Here is an 18,392-nt window from a genome sequence, read left to right as displayed (position 1 = left end):
TGCCAGCTTCACTCTGCGAGGTTGCCGCCTGCTCGGTGTGGCCAGATAGGGAGTCACTTGTCTCCTCAAGGATGGGGTTTTCACCCATATCCGTTAGATAGTTAGGATTTTTGAGGTTTTAACCCTCGCGAATCCCCCAACCCATACCCTTTCAGTTTCTGAAAGCTCCTGGTTGGAACGAACCGCACGATAAGTTCCCGTGTGCCCCACGGTACCCAAGGCTCTGCTTAGGATATTTTTAGCAGCATTGTGTTCGCGAAGCGGTTCCGAAGGAACATCACGATCCAGCCGACACCCGCATTTACAGGCATGGGTTCTAGTCGATAAAGATTTCTTGACCACTTCACCACAGCTGGAACAATTTTGGCTTGTGTAGGCTGGATTAACTGCGACAGTTATCCGACCAAACTTTTGGCCGAAATACTCTAACCACTCTCGAAATTGGTACCAACCTGCATCGTTAATAGACTTAGCTAAACAGTGGTTTTTAACCAGGTTTTTAACTCTTAAATCTTGCCTTCGGCACGCTGCGCGAACGTAGGCGACCAGGTCGTTAGACCGGATTACGCAGCGCGCCGGAGACGAAACCTTAGATAGTGGAGCCTTTATGGGTGTTCGGCTTTGCATAAAAGGGTTAAATCTTTTGTAATAAGGCTCCACTATCTTACGGTAACTTCTAACCAGTCTCTTGGCGTGCTCTTCACGTTGTCTACTTATTTTAAGGTGTGTCCTACCTAGTCTATTAATTGCTTTTTTACGGTTAGCAGAGCCTTTCTTTTTTCGAGAAACTCGACGTTGATAAAATATAGCGCGCTTTTCACCTTTTTTGTAAAACCTGGGATTAGGTTCAGAGTATCCGTCAGAGTCGGTATAAAATTCCTTCAAGCCTAGGTCCAATCCAACAGTAAAGCCAGTGGCTTCTAATTGTTCTGAATTGTCTACTTTGACGCAAAAATGGACATAGTAACCATCGGCTTTTTGGACAATCCGAACTCGCTTGATTAATTTTTGTTCGAATCTCCACAAGTCCCATGTACCCTTGAGCTTGACTTTTCCGATCCCCTTCTTGTCGGTGAATTTTATGGACTTATTATCTGGGGATAACTTCCATCCAGATTGCTTATACTCGACTGACCTAGAATGTTTCTTGAAACGAGGATAACCCTTCTTTCCAGGAATTTTCTTTTTGCAGTTATCGAAGAAACGTTTGATAGCACGTTCTACGTTCTCAACAGAGGCTTGGCAAGCATGACTATTGAGGTCTTTAACAAATTCAAACTCTTCCCTTAGTTGAGTGTTGTATCGATAGAGTTCTTTCTTCCCTGTTCCACGATTGTCCATCCAATACCGAAGTACCTTGTTACGGACAAAACGAGCCGTTCTAATGGCTTCATTTATTGCCAACTTTTGAGGCTCTTTAAGGACAGCCTTGAATTCCATAACCAACACTTAAAATCACCTCCTTGGTATTGATGCATTGCTTTCTATTATAGTCGATATCTTAGGACGAAAATTTTCGGGCAGTTAGGGAATAAATTCCTGTTCGGGCTAACCCCATGGTTTGAAGTTACCGTAAGGAGAGTGGAGCCTTGTCTTGATGCAGTCGCTCATGGGGGAAACCCCCAAGACCGCGCTGCATCGCTAATCAATAAGTTTTAACCTTTTTATGCATAGCCTGCCAACCATAAAGGCTCCACTCTCCTAAGGTTTCGTCTCCGGGATAGAATCCAGGGGCTTGCGCCCTCAGGGTCTTTGGTCAGCCAACTTGGGGCTTGCTTCCATCCTGAGCTTGAAACTACCCTACATTTAGGTGCGACCCGTGGCGAATTTAATAATTAGATGCGGAAAGCTCACCTTTCCGCTATTTTATGGGCTATGTCTAAAAAAAAATGCCTATTGCTGTTTGGCGATCGCCCCTAGCTCGCGCAATCCATCACAATCGCAGCCTACCTTATGCTCGTTACTTTCAACTGGCAACCGTTGACCCCAAGGGCTATCCTGCTAACCGCACCGTAGTTTTTCGGGGTTTTTTGGACAACTCCAACCAACTCAAAGTTATTACCGATACCCGTAGCCAGAAAATTCACGACATTAATCATCATCCCTGGGGAGAAGTTTGTTGGTACTTTCCCAACACTCGCGAACAATTTCGTTTAGCAGGCCAGTTGACCCTGATCACTGCTGATTATCCTGACGAAGGACTTCAACAAGTCCGCCAGCAGACTTGGCAAAATCTTTCCGATGCAGCTCGCTTACAATTTGCGTGGCCTGACCCTGGTGTTGCTAGAGTACCAGATAAACAAGCCTTTTCCCCACCACCACCTGCCCTAGATCAGCCTTTGCCAAATTTTTGCCTATTATTGCTCGAACCAGTCAAGGTTGATCACCTAAGGTTGCAGGGTTTCCCCCAAAACCGATGGCTTTACTACCAAGACAGTTCTGGGGAGTGGTTTCAAAAAGCTGTTAATCCTTAGCTTCGGGGTCACACCAAAATGGGTGTGGTTAAAATATTCTATTGTGTTACTAATCCGATTCCCTGTCTAGAGCCAACAGGAACGACAGGTAAAACCTTCAACCTTTAACCTGCTAACATTTGACAACTAGCTCAAATCCCATAACTATCTAAACACTGCCGAATTTCTTTATCCTGGAGATCACAACATGGGGCTTTAGCCCCCTTCTCTGGAGCATCTGGTGTTGAAGAGTGATCAGACATCATTGATGCCATTGAAGATCTTTGCTGAGTTAACTCTTGTAGCTGTTGTTCGAGAGACTCAATCCGGTCTACTAACGCTCGAATTACTTTGGCTTCTGAGTCAGGCAAGCTACCATGTTCAAGGGGATTGACTCGTACACCGGAACGATAGACAATCCGACCTGGTATACCGACCACAGTACAATCGGAAGGAACATCTCGCAAGACCACTGACCCAGCACCAATGCGGACATTATTACCAATTTGGATATTCCCTAGCACCTTAGCACCAGCTCCCACCACCGCATTTTCTCCTAGAGTAGGGTGGCGCTTCCCACTTTCCTTTCCTGTACCGCCGAGGGTAACACCTTGATAGATTAGACAGTAGTCTCCCACAATGGCGGTTTCTCCAATCACCACACCCATACCGTGGTCGATAAACACACCATGACCAATTTTGGCACCCGGATGAATTTCAATACCTGTAACAAATCGGGATAACTGACTGAGCAGTCGAGGAATGAATGGAATCCCAATCCCATGTAACCAGTGACAGCAGCGATGGAACAGCAGAGCCTGTAAGCCGGGGTAGCAGAACAAAACCTCAAGCCAGTTCCGAGCAGCTGGGTCACGCTCAAAGATAATACGGAAGTCAGCAATCAGGGCAGATAGCACTAGGGGTCACCATAATTAACGCTTGAACAAATTACTAACTAGTTTACCTTGTCTTGATGGAATAGCGAGTGGGGGTTTCCCCCAAGACCGCGCTACCTCGCTGCATCGCTTTTTGGTTACTCAACAGCCGTCAGGGTGTAATCCCACCGTTGTCCTCCCTCAAAGGCACCAACCCAGATTTGGTATGTGCCAGCTGGCCAATTTTGTGCGGTTATGCTGGCATCTTTTTTGGAACCTGTATCATCCCCACAAAGGATTTGATTGTTGGGAAACTGAATCAGTAAAGTGGTATCCTTTCCCTCTGTGTTGACCCCTATAGTTAAACTGGGTAAATCTGCCTCCAAAACCATCAGGTGATCTGGAGTAGGGTCTCCAAAACCAATACAGGGATCATTGTTGCGATCGCTATTTGCCATCGATGACAACGAGTAAGCACCACCGGTGTGACCACTGACTTCTCCCTGACTTGGGGAAAAACCCGGTGATAAGTTTAAAGAAGCAAAATTCGCTGTCTGAGATAAAACGGGCATAGAACAGAGGGCTACTATTAAAGCTATGACTCCTCTAACACCTTGTCGCACCATTGCAAAACCCTCCTAAGACTAGTTGTTACTATTTCCTCCCTATTTGAGTAGCAGTAAACTATTAGAAATTACAGTACTTACTTATATTTTCCTATAAACCTCTGTTGTTCGATAGCAACACCTGTGACACTCTGCTATCTGCCACATTAATTATTATTTGATACCTTTGGCGTTAATTTATTCCTTAGCAATTAGCTATCAGCTATCAGCTAATGCGCACGCTACTTGAGGTGCTATCAGCTATCAGCTATCAGCTATCAGCTATCAGCTATCAGACAATGCCTGAATACTTAGATGGACAAATGCCCAAACTTTCAATTTTGTAAAATCTCGAACTATTAAATTATCGTGTTCGATGTTTATTTTATAAATGATAGCTGAGGGCTGACAGCTGATGTTAATCCTGATATTAACTACTTTAAATATTGCTACATATTAATCAGCCACCATAGCTGATCACCCCATCATCTGCTCATTATATTTAGGGTGAATAAATAAAATTGCGATTACTAGAGGTAGAATAAAGGTCAAAACTACGAAAACAAGCGCGTTACAGCTATTTACGTCCTATGGTCGCTCAATCGTTTGATCAACCTCTTCTTGAAATCAGTGTTGAACAACTGGCAAGGCAGATGGCAGATTCCCCGGAGCAGTTACAGCTTATTGATGTCCGAGAACGGCAAGAAGTTGCGATCGCTTCTATAGAAGGGTTTGAAATTCTGCCTTTGAGTGAATTTGCTCAGTGGTCTGGGGAAATCTCTACTCGCTTTGACCCCACAGCTGAAACCATGGTCATGTGCCATCATGGTATGCGCTCGGCTCAGATGTGTCAGTGGTTAATCAGTCAGGGGTTCACGAATGTCAAGAATGTAGCTGGGGGTATTGACGCATACTCAATCATAGTTGATCATAGCATTCCTCGTTACTAATTGCAGCTCACTACTAACTACTGCTATGAGTAGATTCTGCTATCTTAGAACAAATGTTCTTACAGCAAATATTTTTAGATAAAATGTATTAATAACCAACTTAATCCTTGGGTGAGCAGACGCTGCCATAGCTATGGATAAATCCCAGATACTTCCAAGTTTCACCAAAACCAACCCTGATTTTTAGTGATTGATTGGGATATCTAATTATCAGCCCTACTGTTTTGGACTAAAGACTGCTTAACTCAAGCCAGCTTTTAGGCAAAATTCCATGTCTTGATCCAGTCGCTCATGGGGGAAACCCCCAAGACCGCGCTGCATCGCTAGTTAGTATGTTTGATCACCTTAATGGTAACTCATATCTCTAATTTAGACTTTTTTCCCTTTCAAATTAAGTTCAGCTTTGGTTCAAAATGTCTCGCCAACAATTAAGTTTAACAAGTCGGCAACAACATATTCTCTGGGCGACTATTCGTCACTATATTGCCACGGCAGAACCGGTTGGTTCTAAAGCCTTGGTTCAAGAATATGACCTGAGTGTCAGTCCAGCGACGATTCGCTCTTGCATGAGTATGTTGGAAAAAGTTGGACTACTATATCAACCCCACACCTCTGCAGGTAGGGTTCCTTCTGATTCAGGTTATCGAACCTATGTTGACCAGCTGATTCAACCTTCAGAAACCTTGAGTCAGTATGTTGAAAATTTACTGGCAGAGAAGTTGAACTGGGAGGAAGCTAAGTTTGAGGTATTGCTAAGGGATGCTGCTCAAATTCTGGCAACAGTCAGTGGATATATTGCTTTAATTACTTTCCCTGACAATCGCACTACTCGCCTGCGCCATCTACAGTTGATGCACCTAGAGCTAGGACAGGTGATGTTGATTATAGTTACGGATAGTTATGAAACTCAGTCGGTATTGATGAATCTGCCCCAGTCAGAGGATGATAGCACGGTTGATGAGTCGATTGTGGAGCGGGAGTTAAAAATATTATCTAACTTCTTGAATAGTAAGCTGCGAGGGCGAACTCTCACGGAATTGGAGAAATTAGATTGGAGTGAATTAGACCGAGAATTTGTCCGCTATGCGGATTTTTTAAGCAATTTATTAACTGAGTTGACCCGTCGCACTGTAGTACCTAAGTCCAGCCCGATTATGATTCGTGGCATCTCAGAGGTGTTGCGTCAACCAGAATTTTCGGAAATAGACCAGACTCTAGACTTGCTACATCTGTTGGAAGAGGAACAGGAGCAACTGTGGTCAGTAATCTTTAAAGTACCGGAAGAGTTGGAATTTAAGTCTCGTGTGAAAATTAGGATTGGTGCCGAGAATTCCTTGGAACCGATGCGTGGCTGTACTTTGGTATCTGCTAACTATCAGCAAGACCAAGTCCCAGTGGGAAGTGTGGGAATTATTGGACCAACTCGCATGATTTATGAAAATGCGATCGCATTAGTAGAAGCAGCGGCGGATTATCTAACTGAAGCCTTGAGTCAACCAGCTTAAAGGGAAGTGTTACCGTAACGGCAAGACGTTGATCGCAAATGCTGCATCTAGCTCTTTGTCGAAATTATTCACATTACTATACTTAACCGGACTTGAACAATTTTTAAGTCCCAACTCAGTTGCCTCCCTAAAACAGGGAGCATTGATCACCATAGGTAGATATGCACCCGAATCCACCCATTCCCCTTGCCACTGGGTGGGCAGGTCACGGATTTTTGTAGCTTCTTAAGAGTTTAGGAGGTAGATCTTCAGGAAGGTCCGTATCTTTCCTGCTTGTTTCAGCAGAAGACTCACTATGAGCCGATATTTTGTTGATAATCTCCTGGATTTGACTGTTTAAATCTAAATTTTGCCAAATCTGAATCCCAGCGTTAGCTCCGACAAGTATTGCGCTCACTACCGCTATCGGAGTTTTCGCTCTTCTGAAATGGTCCCTGAGAGTGGCACGTTTCATTTTGACCCCTTAAGTGATGTACATATATATTTTGTATATCATACGTATAGCGAATTTTACCACTAGCAGACAGGCTGACTTGGGGGATATTTTTTTCAAAAAAGCCTAAATACCTATATTTACTGGGTTATGGGAACCAGATCATAGTAATTTCTGATCACACTGATCACCAAAAAGCTATAATACGTATATCACTAGCCTCCAAAAAAGCTATAATACGTATATCACTAGTTAATGTCAATAAATTGTTATGTCTAGGAAACTAGTTAGCTTCAGACTATCTGAAGACCTAGCACAAGCCCTCAAAGAGCGCGCTGAGGAGAAGGGCATTTCAGTGACAGAGTTGATCAACAGACTGCTGAGACAGGGTTTGGAAACCGATGACTCAGTAGAGGAGCGTTTAACAGTAGTAGAAGCCTCCGTTGAGAACCTCAGAAAACAAACCAATGTTACTGATCTCGCACTTGCCATTCAAGGAGTTGCTCAATCCCTGGGAGTATCCCCTGTACCTAAGACTGACTCCAATGTAGAGAGGCGTCTGGATGAATTGCAAGAGTTATTCATGGAGATGAAGGAGAATCTAAACCACGTACTGGATCAGGAGCCAAGCAGCCGTAAACCTCGGTCTTCTCTATCAAAGGGGTCTAAATCAGCGCGATTGCGCAAGCTACTAAAAGATCAACAGTCCTCAGTCAACCCCGAGATTCCGAAAGACTCTAAATTCAGGGACTACTAAATTTAGTAACAAGATGCATACAGCGGTTTTGACTTGAATAGCCCCCATCCGTGATTAGGGGGTAAGCTGAGAATGAGCTGTTGGTGTAACCAAGATTCACTGGGTGTGTTCACTGGGTGTGTTCACTGTAGTCTATTCATTTGAGAACTGCTATTGATGTTCAATCATGAGGATTTTGGTCGGTTTAAGCGTCTTGATGTGTCTCCTGATCGAGCAAGAGTCGTTTTCGGAACAGACGCTAAAGTTGTTGGAAATTATTGAATCCCAGCGAATTGAGGGCTATGTTGCCAAATCGACTGTGGCGAAATTCTTTTATTACGCCAAAATCCTGAGGAGCGAAAAAGATGCGACAGAAATTTTATCTCTGGTAATGGGAATTCTAAAGGAATGCTCTGTCGATTACACCATCTTGGAGAAAGATCGATTATACGACCTTATAAAGGTGACAGGTTTTGAAGTTGCTGAAGAGCTGGTTTGTGCAATCGCTAATAATCTGGAAGCCTTTGTAACCTTAAATGCTCAACAATTAAATTCTATGGGCTTTACTTTTCCAGTTTTGCCAGTTTTTTCAGTCAAACAAGTGTTAGATCGTCAGTCATTAGAAGACTGCTTTGATAAGGACTTTGATATTTATGAGATAATTTATGAGCTGCTAGAACCTGAAACATCAGTGCTAAATCCGTGGCAGACTGAACTTGTTCAGAAGGCAATCAACTTGAAGAATTGGTTGGGCAATGACTTTCGTGAGGCGGAGCAACAAAATTGGCATCCATGGCACGAGATTTTAGGAACAGTACAACCTTCTTATAGATATGCTCTTAGGCACATCAAAGGAGTCCATCGAGTTAAAAAAATTAGCTGGGATAATAGATACCAGATGGCTTTAGTGCTCAATGTAGCTATAGAAACTAATAATGAAGTCGATATTTTTCTACAGCTATATGCTATCAGCAACCCAAAGGATTTACCAGAAAATACCAAGATGATTGTACTTGATGACTCAGGTCAAACATTTATAGAAGCACAATCACAACTTGATGATCTTGGCATCCAGCTAAGGTTTAGTGCTGATTATGGGGATAAATTCAGTATTAAAATAGACTATGGTGGTAATTTTAGTTTTACAGAGTTGTTTATGGTTTAGTTTTTTTTATAATTACAAAATGGGTAAATTAGTTGTAATAAATTTAGGAGATGGAAACATTGAAACTGGTTGTTCAGCTACTCTAAGAATTGGAGATGATTGCACTTTTACATTAATAGAAATACTAGGAAAATTGCCTCCAGCACCAGAATTTGCAAAACTCCATAAGCGCTGGCATTTAATATATCAAAACCTAGGTTTTTCTGTACGCGCTTTGAAGAAAAAACCAGAGATAAACACTTCTATCATCAGTAGAGATAAGTTTCGCCAATTATCCATAAATTTGGTAAAAAGTCTAAATAGTTGGCTTAATTCTGAAGATTTTCGTGTCATCAAAGAGGGATTGCTGAAAAATTTAAGCCATTATGAAGAAATTCGCGTACTTATCCAAGTGGAAGATATTCAATTACGACGAATCCCCTGGCATCTGTGGGAAATTTTTGATTTTTATCGGTATGCTGAGGTTGCTTTGGCGGAATTAACCTATGATAGAGTTAAGCGCACCGTCTCTTCTATTATCAACGATAAGGTGAGAATTTTAGCTGTTTTGGGAAACAGTGATGGAATTAATCTTGAAACAGACCGAGAATTACTAGAACATTTACCTAATACAGAAATTACGTTTCTGGTTGAGCCGTCACGCCTGAAATTAGATAGGGAACTATGGGACGACAAAGGCTGGGATATCCTCTTTTTTTCTGGGCATAGTTACAGCCAAGTAGATGGCAAGAGTGGCTATATTTCTATTAACCGAACAGATAGCTTAATAATTAGTGAGTTAAAAAATGCTTTAAAAGCTTCAATTGAACGGGGATTAAAGATAGCTATATTTAACTCTTGTGATGGGCTAGGTTTAGCACAAAGTTTAACTGACTTGCACATCCCGCAAGTTATTGTGATGCGAGAGCCAGTACCAGATCTAGTGGCTCAGGAGTTTTTAAAGGGATTTCTTAAGTCATTTTCAAGGGGAAAATCGTTATATATTTCAGTAAGGGAAGCACGGGAACAACTGCAAGGATTAGAGAATGATTTTCCCTGTGCTAGTTGGTTGCCAGTTTTGTTCCAGAATCCCGCAGAATTGCCTCCCACTTGGAATGATCTTGCTCCAATTAGCTTTATCACTCAGCAGCAAGCCAACAACGAAGACCTGATTTTATATCAAAAAAGACTAGAAGCTTGGAATCAGTGGAGGGAAAGGAACACTGAGTTAGTTCCAGAGCTCATGGAAAGAAACTTAACTGGAGCCAATCTTAGGGGAGCTAATCTTAGTAACGTTAATCTTACTGGAGCTAATCTCACTCAAGCTAATCTCACTCAAGCTAATCTTAGTAACGTTAATCTTACTGGAGCTAATCTCAGTCAAGCTAATCTCAGTGAAGCTAATCTCAATCAAGCCAATTTGACTGGAGCTAATCTAACGGCAGTTCAAGCATTGAATACTAAGTTTGAACAAGCCAATTTTACTGGGGCTTGTATACAAGACTGGAATATCAATCGTGCCACAAATCTTGATGGGATAATTTGTTATTATGTTTATCTACGAGATTCTAAACAAGAGCGCCGTCCCCATAGCGGTAACTTTACTCCAGGAGAATTTACTAAGTTATTTAAAAAAGTTTTAGAAACTCTTGATTTGATTTTCATTAATGGAGTTAACTGGCAGGCATTTATTCCCTCATTCGAGAAGCTAAAAGTTGAAAGCGGGGCACAGGAGCTAGCGATTCAATCTATTGAGAATAAGGGGGATGGTACGATCGTGATTCGCATCAACATACCTAGGGAATTCAACAAAGCAGAAATTCACAATAATTTCATCCATAATTATGATTTATCACTTAAAATATTTCAGGAAAAATATCTAGCTGACTTAAAGGCTAAGGATGAACAAATACAGATTTATCGTCATCAAAGTGCGGATCTAAAAGAAATCATCAAGGTTATGGCTAGCAAACCTATGAATAATGATATTTATATCACAAACACAGTAGATAGTCCACCTATATCAGAAGAGCGTACATTCAACATAGACCAGAGCAATTATTCAATCGGTTTTGGTGACGCGGGAACAGCCAATGACAGCCAAATAGTTGGCACTCAGCACTACTATGCCCCAACCCAAAAACAAAATTTGGCAGAGGCAGCAGCAGAGATTCAGCAACTCCTAAACCAACTCTCACAAACCAAAGCAACCACAACCGAAATTGAAAAATTAACAGTTGTAGCTGAGGTCGCTGAACAAATCAACAGTAATCCTACCCTGAAAGGTAAGGTAATCAATGCCTTGAAAGCTGGAGGATTTGAAGCCTTTAAAGAAGCTATAGACCACCCACTTGTGAATATTTTGATGGCAACGATTGAGTTATGGGAAGAATTATAGTGTGACTTATCGTGTAAGGTGGATAAAGGTTGATAATGGATAAGATTGTTCCAGCTATAGCATTTTAATTCGAGTTGTAAACATACTACTTTAGGCAAAAGGCAAGAGGCAAAAGGCAAGAGAGAATAAAATATAAAATATATAGGTATTTTGGATAATGTAAAAAACTGTAATAACTTTTTCAAATGTATGGATAAACCATCCCTATACCAGCAAGACTTTTATGCTTGGACTCAACAGCAGGCCCAAGCACTGAAGCACAAGCAATTTTCTGAGCTTGATTGGCAGCATCTGGAGGAAGAAATTCAAGCATTGGGAAGACAGGAATATCGGGAATTAGTAAGTCGCCTTTGCGTTCTGCTTGGTCATCTGCTGAAGTGGCAGTATCAGCCAGAGAATCGTAGCCGCAGTTGGTTTTTGAGTATTCGAGAACAACGTCGGGCAATTAAACGGCATTTACGGCAAAACCCCAGCTTAAAGTCTCGCCGGTCGGAAGCAATGATGGATGGCTATCAAAACTTCCTGAAATTTGAGAACCCTGTGGCTTTAGCCCGGGGATGAAAAACAGAGACGGGGTTAACCCCCTTAAAGTGTCCTGGCTATTTCCCTTTTTGACTTTCTATATACTTTTTGACCACCTCAGTGCTGACTTGACCTGTTGAGGCCACAAAATAGGTCGGAGTCCACAATGAGGGCAGTTTTTTGAGGTTAGGAAATTCTTTCCGCAGGTGATGAGATGCTCGACCTTTTACCCACCGGGCTATCTCAGCAGGAGATTCATGGGTTGGTGCGTTAAGAAATAGATGAACGTGGTCAGGCATTATCTCGCTTTGCGATCAACTTCCAGGCATGTTCAGAAACCAAATCAAATATTATTTCCTGAAGCTGTCGGGCTACATGATCTACGAGTACAGCCTTTCGGCGTTTTGGAACAAAGACGAAATGATAATTAATTGATGAGACCGATCCTTCGGTTCGACGGTACTCATAATCTTTGTGAGATAATTTTGCCATTTACCCGGACTTCTTTTGACGAGACCTGTAGTAGCAATGATAATAGTAGACAAGGAGGTGATGCAAATTGTACAAGACAATTCCTGTCAGAGCGACATTTTCAGAAGAAGAAAGGGCTTTTTGGGAATTTCAATGCCGACAAGCCAACAGTCTGTTTAATTGCGCCATTTATTATGCAAAACATAAACATTACAAATGGCTTGAGGAACAGGGAGCTTACTCTACTTACTGGCGTGGAGATGAACTAAGAGCTGGGTGGAAAACATACAAATGCACTACTAAATATCCTGAATTAGATAAAGCCTTAAAAATGTCTCCTCACTACAAGGGAATGGCTGCTCAGTCTGCTCAACAAACTTTAAAAACTGTAGGTGAGGCAATTACTAGTTACAATCAACTTGTCGGGCTTTACTACAAGGGTCAAATAGATAGACCTAGGTTCCCTAGGTACAGAAAATCTGGAGGATTGGCTGCTGTTACCTTTCCTCGACAAGCTCTTACCTATAAGAAAGGATTGTTTTATCCCTCTGTCAGTAAAGAAAGCAAACCGGAACTACTGACACAGATAGTCTTATATCCTCCTCAGTTTATAGACCCTGACTGGGTCAAAGAAGTGACAATTCGTCCTTGCTATGGACAATTGTGGATAGATTGGGTGATTGATGATGGGAAGCAACCAGTAACCGATAATCCAAGTCTTGATTACTCTCAGGCGATCGGAATAGATCACGGTGGCGATAATTGGTTGACCTGCGTTTCGACATTGGGAAAAGGATTTATTATTGACGGTCGAAAGCTCAAGTCCATGAACCAAGGATATTGCCGGTTAGTAGCCAAGCACAAATCTGGTAAATCAGAAAAATACTGGGATTCCCATTTAGATAGAATCCAGCTGAAACGCAACAACCAAATGCGAGATGCAATCAACAAAGCAGCTCGGTTTATTGTTAATAGATGTCTGCATGATGGAATAGGAAACCTGGTATTTGGTTGGAATGAAGGGCAAAAAAACTGTTCCAACATGGGAAAGAAAGGCAATCAGCAGTTTGTAGCCATTCCCACTAAAAGGTTAATCGAAAGAATTAAGCAGCTCTGTACTGAGTACGGAATAAATCTAATAATTACTGAAGAGTCTTACACCAGTAAAGCGTCTTTTTTGGATGGTGATTCCTTGCCGAAAATAGGTGAAAAACCCGAAGGATGGAAACCCTCTGGTAAAAGAGTTAGACGCGGACTTTACAGGACTGCTTCCGGGAAGTTTATCAACGCCGATTGTAACGGCGCTGCCAACATTATCCGCAAAGTAACCACACAGTCATTCGACTTGACTAAGGTGGTTAGGGGAGCTTTGACACTCCCACATAGATACGATTTATTCACTGATCTGTCTAAATCATATCGAAACAAAGGTGGAGCGGTACGGGTTCACCCTACCGCGTAACATCCTTTGAGAATCCCCCTCTTTTAAGTGGGGGAGATGTCAAGAAGCAGGTGTTGATTTGGCTTTGCGAGAAACTAATTTGCCAATACGAACGTTCCCAGAAGCTTGTCTTTATTCCTTTGATGAGGTGATTCAGGATACTTTTTTGTGTGATACTAGCCAAGATTGGGAAAATTAGGTTGTTAGTTGAGTCAACAACGTTTTAGCGACATTGCTTATGCTTTTCAGGTAAAAGGCAAAAGGCAATAGGCAATAGGCAATAATAAGAGGTTGTCTGAGAAGTCTCATTTGCTACATCCAAGCCCCCTAAATCCCCCAATTTTGGGGGACTTTTAGAAGCAAATTGACTCTTGTTCCCCCCAAAGTTGGGGGGCTAGGGGGGCAAAATTCAGTATCAAAAAACTTGGGATATATCCTCTAAAGAGGGTTTCAGGAGAACGGTAGTGATAAGCATGTAGTGATTTGGCTAGGGTCTGGTCAAAGTAACGGAAGCTAAAATCACTACTTGTATACCACTACCTCCTATGAGAGCAAAACCTTAAGCATATGCTGATAGCTGATAGCTAATAGCTGATAGCTTACACAAAAGCTAATTCGTGATATAATCCTGTAGAGCTTTTACTCCCAGTGGTTGCGACTGTAGTGAACGAATTGCTGCTGCTGTGGCTTTAGCACTAGCAATTGTAGTTACAATCGGAATCTTATAGCCTAATGCTGTGCGACGAATTAACCGCCCATCGGCATAGGCATCTTCTCCAGAAGGGGTATTAATAATTAGCTGAATCTTTTGATTCTTAATCCAATCCAAGACATGGGGACGTCCTTCATGGAGTTTTAACACCAACTCCACATCCAGTCCATGCTCTTGCAGCACTTTGCGAGTCCCATCCGTTGCCACTAGCTCGAATCCCAACTCGATTAAGTCTTTCGCCACTGGTACCACATTTAGCTTATCTCGGTGATTGGTGGAAACGAACACTGTGCCAGACAGGGGTAAACGCTGACCAGCTGCTAATTCTGCTTTGGCAAATGCCTTGCCAAAATCTGTGTCAATCCCCATTACTTCCCCAGTAGAACGCATTTCTGGTCCGAGGAGGGTGTCTGTACCAGGAAATTTCTCAAAGGGCAATACCGCTTCTTTGACTGCAATGTGCTTAGGGCTAGCTTCTTCAGTTAACCCAAGGGATTCCAAGGTCTCACGGGACATAACCCGAGATGCTAACCCCGCCAGGGGTACCCCTGTTGCCTTGGAAACATAGGGAATTGTTCGGGATGCTCTGGGATTGGCTTCGAGAATGTAAACGGTTTCCCCCTGCACCGCAAATTGAATATTCATCAACCCCACCACCTTCAAAGCTTTGGCCAGCTGGTAAGTCCAAGTGCGCATAGTTTCCAAAGCAACGGGTGTTAGAGAGGTGTGGGGTAAAGAACAAGCGGAGTCCCCGGAGTGAATCCCTGCCTGTTCGATGTGTTCCATGATGCCACCAATCACTACCCGACCAGTATGATCTGCGATCGCATCCACATCTACCTCTACTGCATTTTCCAAAAACTTATCAATCAGAATCGGATGCTCTGGTTCCACCTGCACCGCAAACTTCATGTAGCGTTTCAAATCCTCATCGGAATAGACAATTTCCATAGCCCGTCCCCCCAACACATAAGACGGACGCACCACCACTGGATAACTAATCCGCTTCGCCACTTCTAGTGCTTCCCCATAACTGCGAGCAATTCCATTGGGTGGCTGCTTAATATCTAACTTCCGCAAAATCTTCTCAAACCGCTCCCGATCCTCAGCTACGTCGATTGAGTCGGGAGAAGTTCCCCAAATTTTGGTTACCGCTTGTTGGTTACCAACCTTCAACCTGCTAACCTTCAAGGCTTCTTGCAACGGGACTGCTAATTTAAGCGGTGTCTGTCCCCCAAACTGAACAATAATCCCTTCCGGATTTTCCGCCTCAATAATATTGAGTACATCCTCTTTGGTCAGGGGCTCAAAATATAAGCGATCGCTTGTATCATAATCTGTAGAAACTGTCTCTGGGTTGGAGTTGACCATGATTGTCTCAAACCCCTGCTTACTCAGAGCATAAGATGCATGACAACAGCAATAGTCAAACTCAATTCCCTGACCAATCCGGTTTGGTCCCCCACCTAAAATCATCACCTTCCGCTGATCCGAAGGTATTACTTCCGACTCTTCTTCATAAGTGGAGTAATAATAAGGTGTAAATGCCTCAAACTCTGCTGCACAGGTATCTACTAGCTTATATGCTGGTACTACTCCTAGATGCTTACGGTATTGACGCACCTGATCTTCCGAGGTCTTGGTAGCAAAAGCAATTTGGCGATCGCTAAATCCCTGACGTTTGACTGCCCATAACTGTTCTTTGTTCAAGGTTTCCAATGGCGTACGTTTGAGGAATTTTGACGTTTCCAGCAATTCCAGCAACTTATCCAAAAACCAGGGGTCAATTCCTGTGAGTTCCTGTACTTCTTCTCGGGTCATCCCTAGCATCAAACCATGACCCACCGTGAAGATACGTTCTGGATTCGGGGTTCGTAAACCATAGCGCACTTGTTCGAGAGATGGCAGCTTCTCTTTGCGATCGCATCCCCACCCGAACCGTCCAGTTTCCAGGGAGCGCAACGCTTTCTGAAACGATTCTAGAAACGTCCGTCCAATCGCCATTGCTTCTCCCACTGACTTCATTTGAGTAGTAAGGATTGGTTTACTACCGGGAAACTTCTCAAAGGCAAAGCGGGGTACCTTAGTTACCACATAGTCAATAGTTGGTTCAAAGGAAGCAGGAGTTTGTTTAGTAATATCGTTGGGAATTTCATCGAGGGTATATCCCACGGCTAATTTAGCAGCAAACTTAGCAATCGGGAACCCTGTTGCTTTCGAGGCTAGGGCAGAACTGCGGGAAACCCGAGGATTCATCTCAATTACAATGACCTGGCCATTGATGGGATTCACAGCAAACTGAATATTTGACCCCCCGGTTTCAACCCCAATCTCCCGAATAATTTTAATCGAGTAATCCCGCAACCGTTGGTATTCCTTATCCGTCAGGGTTTGAGCGGGAGCAACAGTAATCGAATCCCCAGTATGAATCCCCATCGGGTCAACATTTTCAATGGAGCAGATAATTACTACATTATCTGCCAAATCTCGCATCACCTCTAACTCATACTCCTTCCAGCCCAACAAAGACTGTTCCACCAGGATTTGAGACACTGGCGAAGCATCCAAACCCCCCTGAGCCATTGTTTCGTATTCTTCTTTGTTATAGGCAATGCCACCACCACTACCCCCCAGGGTAAAAGCCGGGCGAATAATCAGCGGGTAAGAGCCGATTTTTTGTGCGATCGCTTTAGCCTCTTTGAGATTATTCGCAATTCCCGAAGGACAGACCCCTACCCCAATCCTTTCCATTGCTTCCTTGAACAACAGGCGGTCTTCAGCCTTTTCTATCGCCTCTAGCTTTGCCCCAATTAGCTCCACTCCATGCTTTTCCAAAACCCCATTCTTCGCTAGGTCAACCGCAATATTCAGAGCCGTCTGACCCCCCATGGTTGGCAGTAAAGCACATGGTTGTTCTTTTTCGATCACCTTCTCGACGATTTCTGGGGTTAGGGGCTCGATGTAGGTACGGTCAGCCGTTTCTGGGTCAGTCATGATACTAGCTGGATTAGAGTTTACCAGTACCACTTCATAGCCTTCTTCCCGGAGTGCCTTACAAGCCTGAGTCCCGGAATAGTCAAACTCACAGGCTTGTCCAATCACAATCGGACCAGAACCGAGGAGCAAGATTTTGTGAATATCGTCGCGGCGGGGCATAGTGGTTGCTCTGTGGTGAGATGAAAGTTATTAGATCCTGACTATTATATGCTTGCTTGCCAAATTATTCCCTAGTTATTTATCCAGCTTTTACAAAGCATCTAGCTTTTTATCCAGCTTTAACACATCAAGAGCCCCGATTTGTTTACAGTTTACAGTTGACGGTTGACAGTCAACGGTTAAGTTAACCATTTTGATTAAAACTGTCAAACTAGAGGTAGCGATTTTGCCTGTGAGTGCTATGACCGTTGCCAAGAATTCAGAAGCCACTGCGGAAGTAAATGTAATGGCTGAGTCAGATAGTATTATCATTCCACCATGTGATTTATGGAGTGATGAACCCCCCTTGGAAAGCGATCGCCATCGAGATCAAATTGAGCTGTTACTCGCTTGCCTAAAGTGGTGGTGGCGAGAACGAAGCGACTTCTATGCTACAGGGAATCTCACTATCTATTTCAGTCCTGAGCATATTACCACCAGAGACTTTAGAGGACCTGACTTTTTTGTGGTACTCGGTACGGAAAATCGACCCCGCAAAAGTTGGGTAGTATGGGCAGAACAAGGAAAATATCCCAATGTGATTATTGAACTGCTCTCTAACAGTACAGCTAAAGTTGACAAGGGATTAAAGAAAATTCTCTACCAAGATACTTTCAGGACACCAGAATATTTCTGGTTTCACCCCGATACCCTCGATTTCCAGGGATTTCGCCTGATGGGAGGCCAGTATCAACCCCTCGACCCTAATACTCAGGGGTGGCTGTGGAGTCAGCAGTTGGAATTATTTTTAGGTGTGCATAATTCCCAGCTACGGTTTTTCAGTGGAGATCAGCAATTGGTACCAACACCAGACGAGAGAGCTCAAGCTGCTCAACAACAAGCTCAAGCTGAACGGCAACAAAGAGAATTGGCAGAAAAGCGGGTAGAGGAATTGCTAGCTAGACTCAAAGAGTTAGGTGATGAGTCAGATGCTTGATTCTCGCCATTGCTC

At 43.1% G+C, this 18,392-nt stretch carries 13 protein-coding genes and 3 pseudogenes; 10 read left to right on the top strand and 6 right to left on the bottom strand.

The features are described from left to right. Positions 1-93: 93 nt before the first annotated feature. Positions 94-1,440, bottom strand: coding sequence for an RNA-guided endonuclease InsQ/TnpB family protein (locus F6K38_RS22585; protein ID WP_008187985.1), 1,347 nt, complete (start codon positions 1,438-1,440; stop codon positions 94-96). Positions 1,441-1,889: 449 nt separating this feature from the next. Here F6K38_RS22585 and F6K38_RS22580 point away from each other — a divergent pair, with 449 nt between their 5' ends. Then, a complete protein-coding gene (locus tag F6K38_RS22580; RefSeq protein ID WP_008187984.1) occupies positions 1,890-2,474 on the top strand; it encodes an Npun_F5749 family FMN-dependent PPOX-type flavoprotein in 585 nt (194 codons plus the stop codon). A gap of 131 nt (positions 2,475-2,605) precedes the next feature. Here F6K38_RS22580 and cysE read toward each other — a convergent pair whose 3' ends face one another. Together cysE and F6K38_RS22570 are read right to left on the bottom strand one after the other, a co-directional pair. Then, positions 2,606-3,370: a serine O-acetyltransferase gene (cysE, locus tag F6K38_RS22575; protein ID WP_008187983.1), complete on the bottom strand. Its 765-nt coding sequence runs from the start codon at positions 3,368-3,370 to the stop codon at positions 2,606-2,608. Between the two features lie 116 nt (positions 3,371-3,486). After that, on the bottom strand, positions 3,487-3,954 hold the full coding sequence (locus tag F6K38_RS22570) for a hypothetical protein (RefSeq protein ID WP_287253652.1): 468 nt from the start codon (positions 3,952-3,954) through the stop codon (positions 3,487-3,489). A 569-nt stretch (positions 3,955-4,523) separates the two neighbouring features. On the opposite strand from F6K38_RS22570, the gene F6K38_RS22565 reads away from it, so the two are divergent. Further along, on the top strand, positions 4,524-4,883 hold the full coding sequence (locus F6K38_RS22565) for a rhodanese-like domain-containing protein (RefSeq protein WP_287311114.1): 360 nt from the start codon (positions 4,524-4,526) through the stop codon (positions 4,881-4,883). A 413-nt stretch (positions 4,884-5,296) separates the two neighbouring features. Continuing rightward, positions 5,297-6,388, top strand: a complete 1,092-nt coding sequence (hrcA, locus tag F6K38_RS22560) for a heat-inducible transcriptional repressor HrcA (protein WP_287357485.1) — start codon at positions 5,297-5,299, stop codon at positions 6,386-6,388. A gap of 205 nt (positions 6,389-6,593) precedes the next feature. Here hrcA and F6K38_RS22555 read toward each other — a convergent pair whose 3' ends face one another. Then, the gene (locus tag F6K38_RS22555; protein ID WP_008187975.1) at positions 6,594-6,842 is read right to left on the bottom strand and encodes a hypothetical protein; all 249 of its coding nucleotides are present in this window, start codon (positions 6,840-6,842) and stop codon (positions 6,594-6,596) included. A gap of 250 nt (positions 6,843-7,092) precedes the next feature. Here F6K38_RS22555 and F6K38_RS22550 point away from each other — a divergent pair, with 250 nt between their 5' ends. The 4 genes and pseudogenes from F6K38_RS22550 to F6K38_RS22535 all read left to right on the top strand — a co-directional run. Continuing rightward, positions 7,093-7,578, top strand: coding sequence for a ribbon-helix-helix protein, CopG family (locus F6K38_RS22550; RefSeq protein ID WP_008187974.1), 486 nt, complete (start codon positions 7,093-7,095; stop codon positions 7,576-7,578). Positions 7,579-7,825: 247 nt separating this feature from the next. Then, entirely contained in the window at positions 7,826-8,722 is an 897-nt protein-coding gene (locus F6K38_RS22545; RefSeq protein WP_161603185.1) for a DUF1822 family protein, read from the top strand. 19 nt (positions 8,723-8,741) lie between these two features. Then, the gene (locus F6K38_RS22540; RefSeq protein WP_287357483.1) at positions 8,742-11,099 is read left to right on the top strand and encodes a pentapeptide repeat-containing protein; all 2,358 of its coding nucleotides are present in this window, start codon (positions 8,742-8,744) and stop codon (positions 11,097-11,099) included. A gap of 189 nt (positions 11,100-11,288) precedes the next feature. Further along, positions 11,289-11,615 (top strand): annotated as a pseudogene (locus tag F6K38_RS22535) (DUF29 domain-containing protein); the annotation flags it as partial. 83 nt (positions 11,616-11,698) lie between these two features. On the opposite strand, the pseudogene tnpA reads toward F6K38_RS22535, so the two are convergent. After that, positions 11,699-12,113: pseudogene (gene tnpA / locus F6K38_RS22530) on the bottom strand (IS200/IS605 family transposase). A 67-nt stretch (positions 12,114-12,180) separates the two neighbouring features. On the opposite strand from tnpA, the gene F6K38_RS22525 reads away from it, so the two are divergent. Further along, positions 12,181-13,554, top strand: a complete 1,374-nt coding sequence (locus F6K38_RS22525) for an RNA-guided endonuclease InsQ/TnpB family protein (RefSeq protein ID WP_287249610.1) — start codon at positions 12,181-12,183, stop codon at positions 13,552-13,554. Between the two features lie 43 nt (positions 13,555-13,597). Continuing rightward, positions 13,598-13,732, top strand: a pseudogene (locus F6K38_RS22520) (DUF29 family protein); the annotation flags it as partial. A gap of 411 nt (positions 13,733-14,143) precedes the next feature. Here the strand turns inward: F6K38_RS22520 and carB are convergent. Next, positions 14,144-17,401 (bottom strand): carbamoyl-phosphate synthase large subunit, encoded by a 3,258-nt coding sequence (gene carB / locus F6K38_RS22515; protein WP_287357481.1) that lies wholly within the window; start codon positions 17,399-17,401, stop codon positions 14,144-14,146. 241 nt (positions 17,402-17,642) lie between these two features. On the opposite strand from carB, the gene F6K38_RS22510 reads away from it, so the two are divergent. Then, positions 17,643-18,377 (top strand): Uma2 family endonuclease, encoded by a 735-nt coding sequence (locus F6K38_RS22510; RefSeq protein ID WP_044494631.1) that lies wholly within the window; start codon positions 17,643-17,645, stop codon positions 18,375-18,377. Positions 18,378-18,392 lie beyond the last annotated feature (15 nt).

Source organism: Moorena sp. SIO3B2, assembly GCF_010692525.1.
Classification (GTDB): domain Bacteria; phylum Cyanobacteriota; class Cyanobacteriia; order Cyanobacteriales; family Coleofasciculaceae; genus Moorena; species Moorena producens.
This window is presented reverse-complemented; position numbering and strand designations above follow the sequence as displayed.

What these genes read in the sequence shown, in the direction of transcription:
- F6K38_RS22585 (WP_008187985.1), bottom strand. Translation starts at nt 1,440, where the DNA reads ATGGAATTCAAGGCTGTCCTTAAAGAGCCTCAAAAGTTGGCAATAAAT.
- F6K38_RS22580 (WP_008187984.1), top strand. Translation starts at nt 1,890, where the DNA reads ATGCCTATTGCTGTTTGGCGATCGCCCCTAGCTCGCGCAATCCATCAC.
- F6K38_RS22570 (WP_287253652.1), bottom strand. Translation starts at nt 3,954, where the DNA reads ATGGTGCGACAAGGTGTTAGAGGAGTCATAGCTTTAATAGTAGCCCTC.
- F6K38_RS22565 (WP_287311114.1), top strand. Translation starts at nt 4,524, where the DNA reads ATGGTCGCTCAATCGTTTGATCAACCTCTTCTTGAAATCAGTGTTGAA.
- hrcA (WP_287357485.1), top strand. Translation starts at nt 5,297, where the DNA reads ATGTCTCGCCAACAATTAAGTTTAACAAGTCGGCAACAACATATTCTC.
- F6K38_RS22555 (WP_008187975.1), bottom strand. Translation starts at nt 6,842, where the DNA reads ATGAAACGTGCCACTCTCAGGGACCATTTCAGAAGAGCGAAAACTCCG.
- F6K38_RS22550 (WP_008187974.1), top strand. Translation starts at nt 7,093, where the DNA reads ATGTCTAGGAAACTAGTTAGCTTCAGACTATCTGAAGACCTAGCACAA.
- F6K38_RS22540 (WP_287357483.1), top strand. Translation starts at nt 8,742, where the DNA reads ATGGGTAAATTAGTTGTAATAAATTTAGGAGATGGAAACATTGAAACT.
- carB (WP_287357481.1), bottom strand. Translation starts at nt 17,401, where the DNA reads ATGCCCCGCCGCGACGATATTCACAAAATCTTGCTCCTCGGTTCTGGT.
- F6K38_RS22510 (WP_044494631.1), top strand. Translation starts at nt 17,643, where the DNA reads ATGACCGTTGCCAAGAATTCAGAAGCCACTGCGGAAGTAAATGTAATG.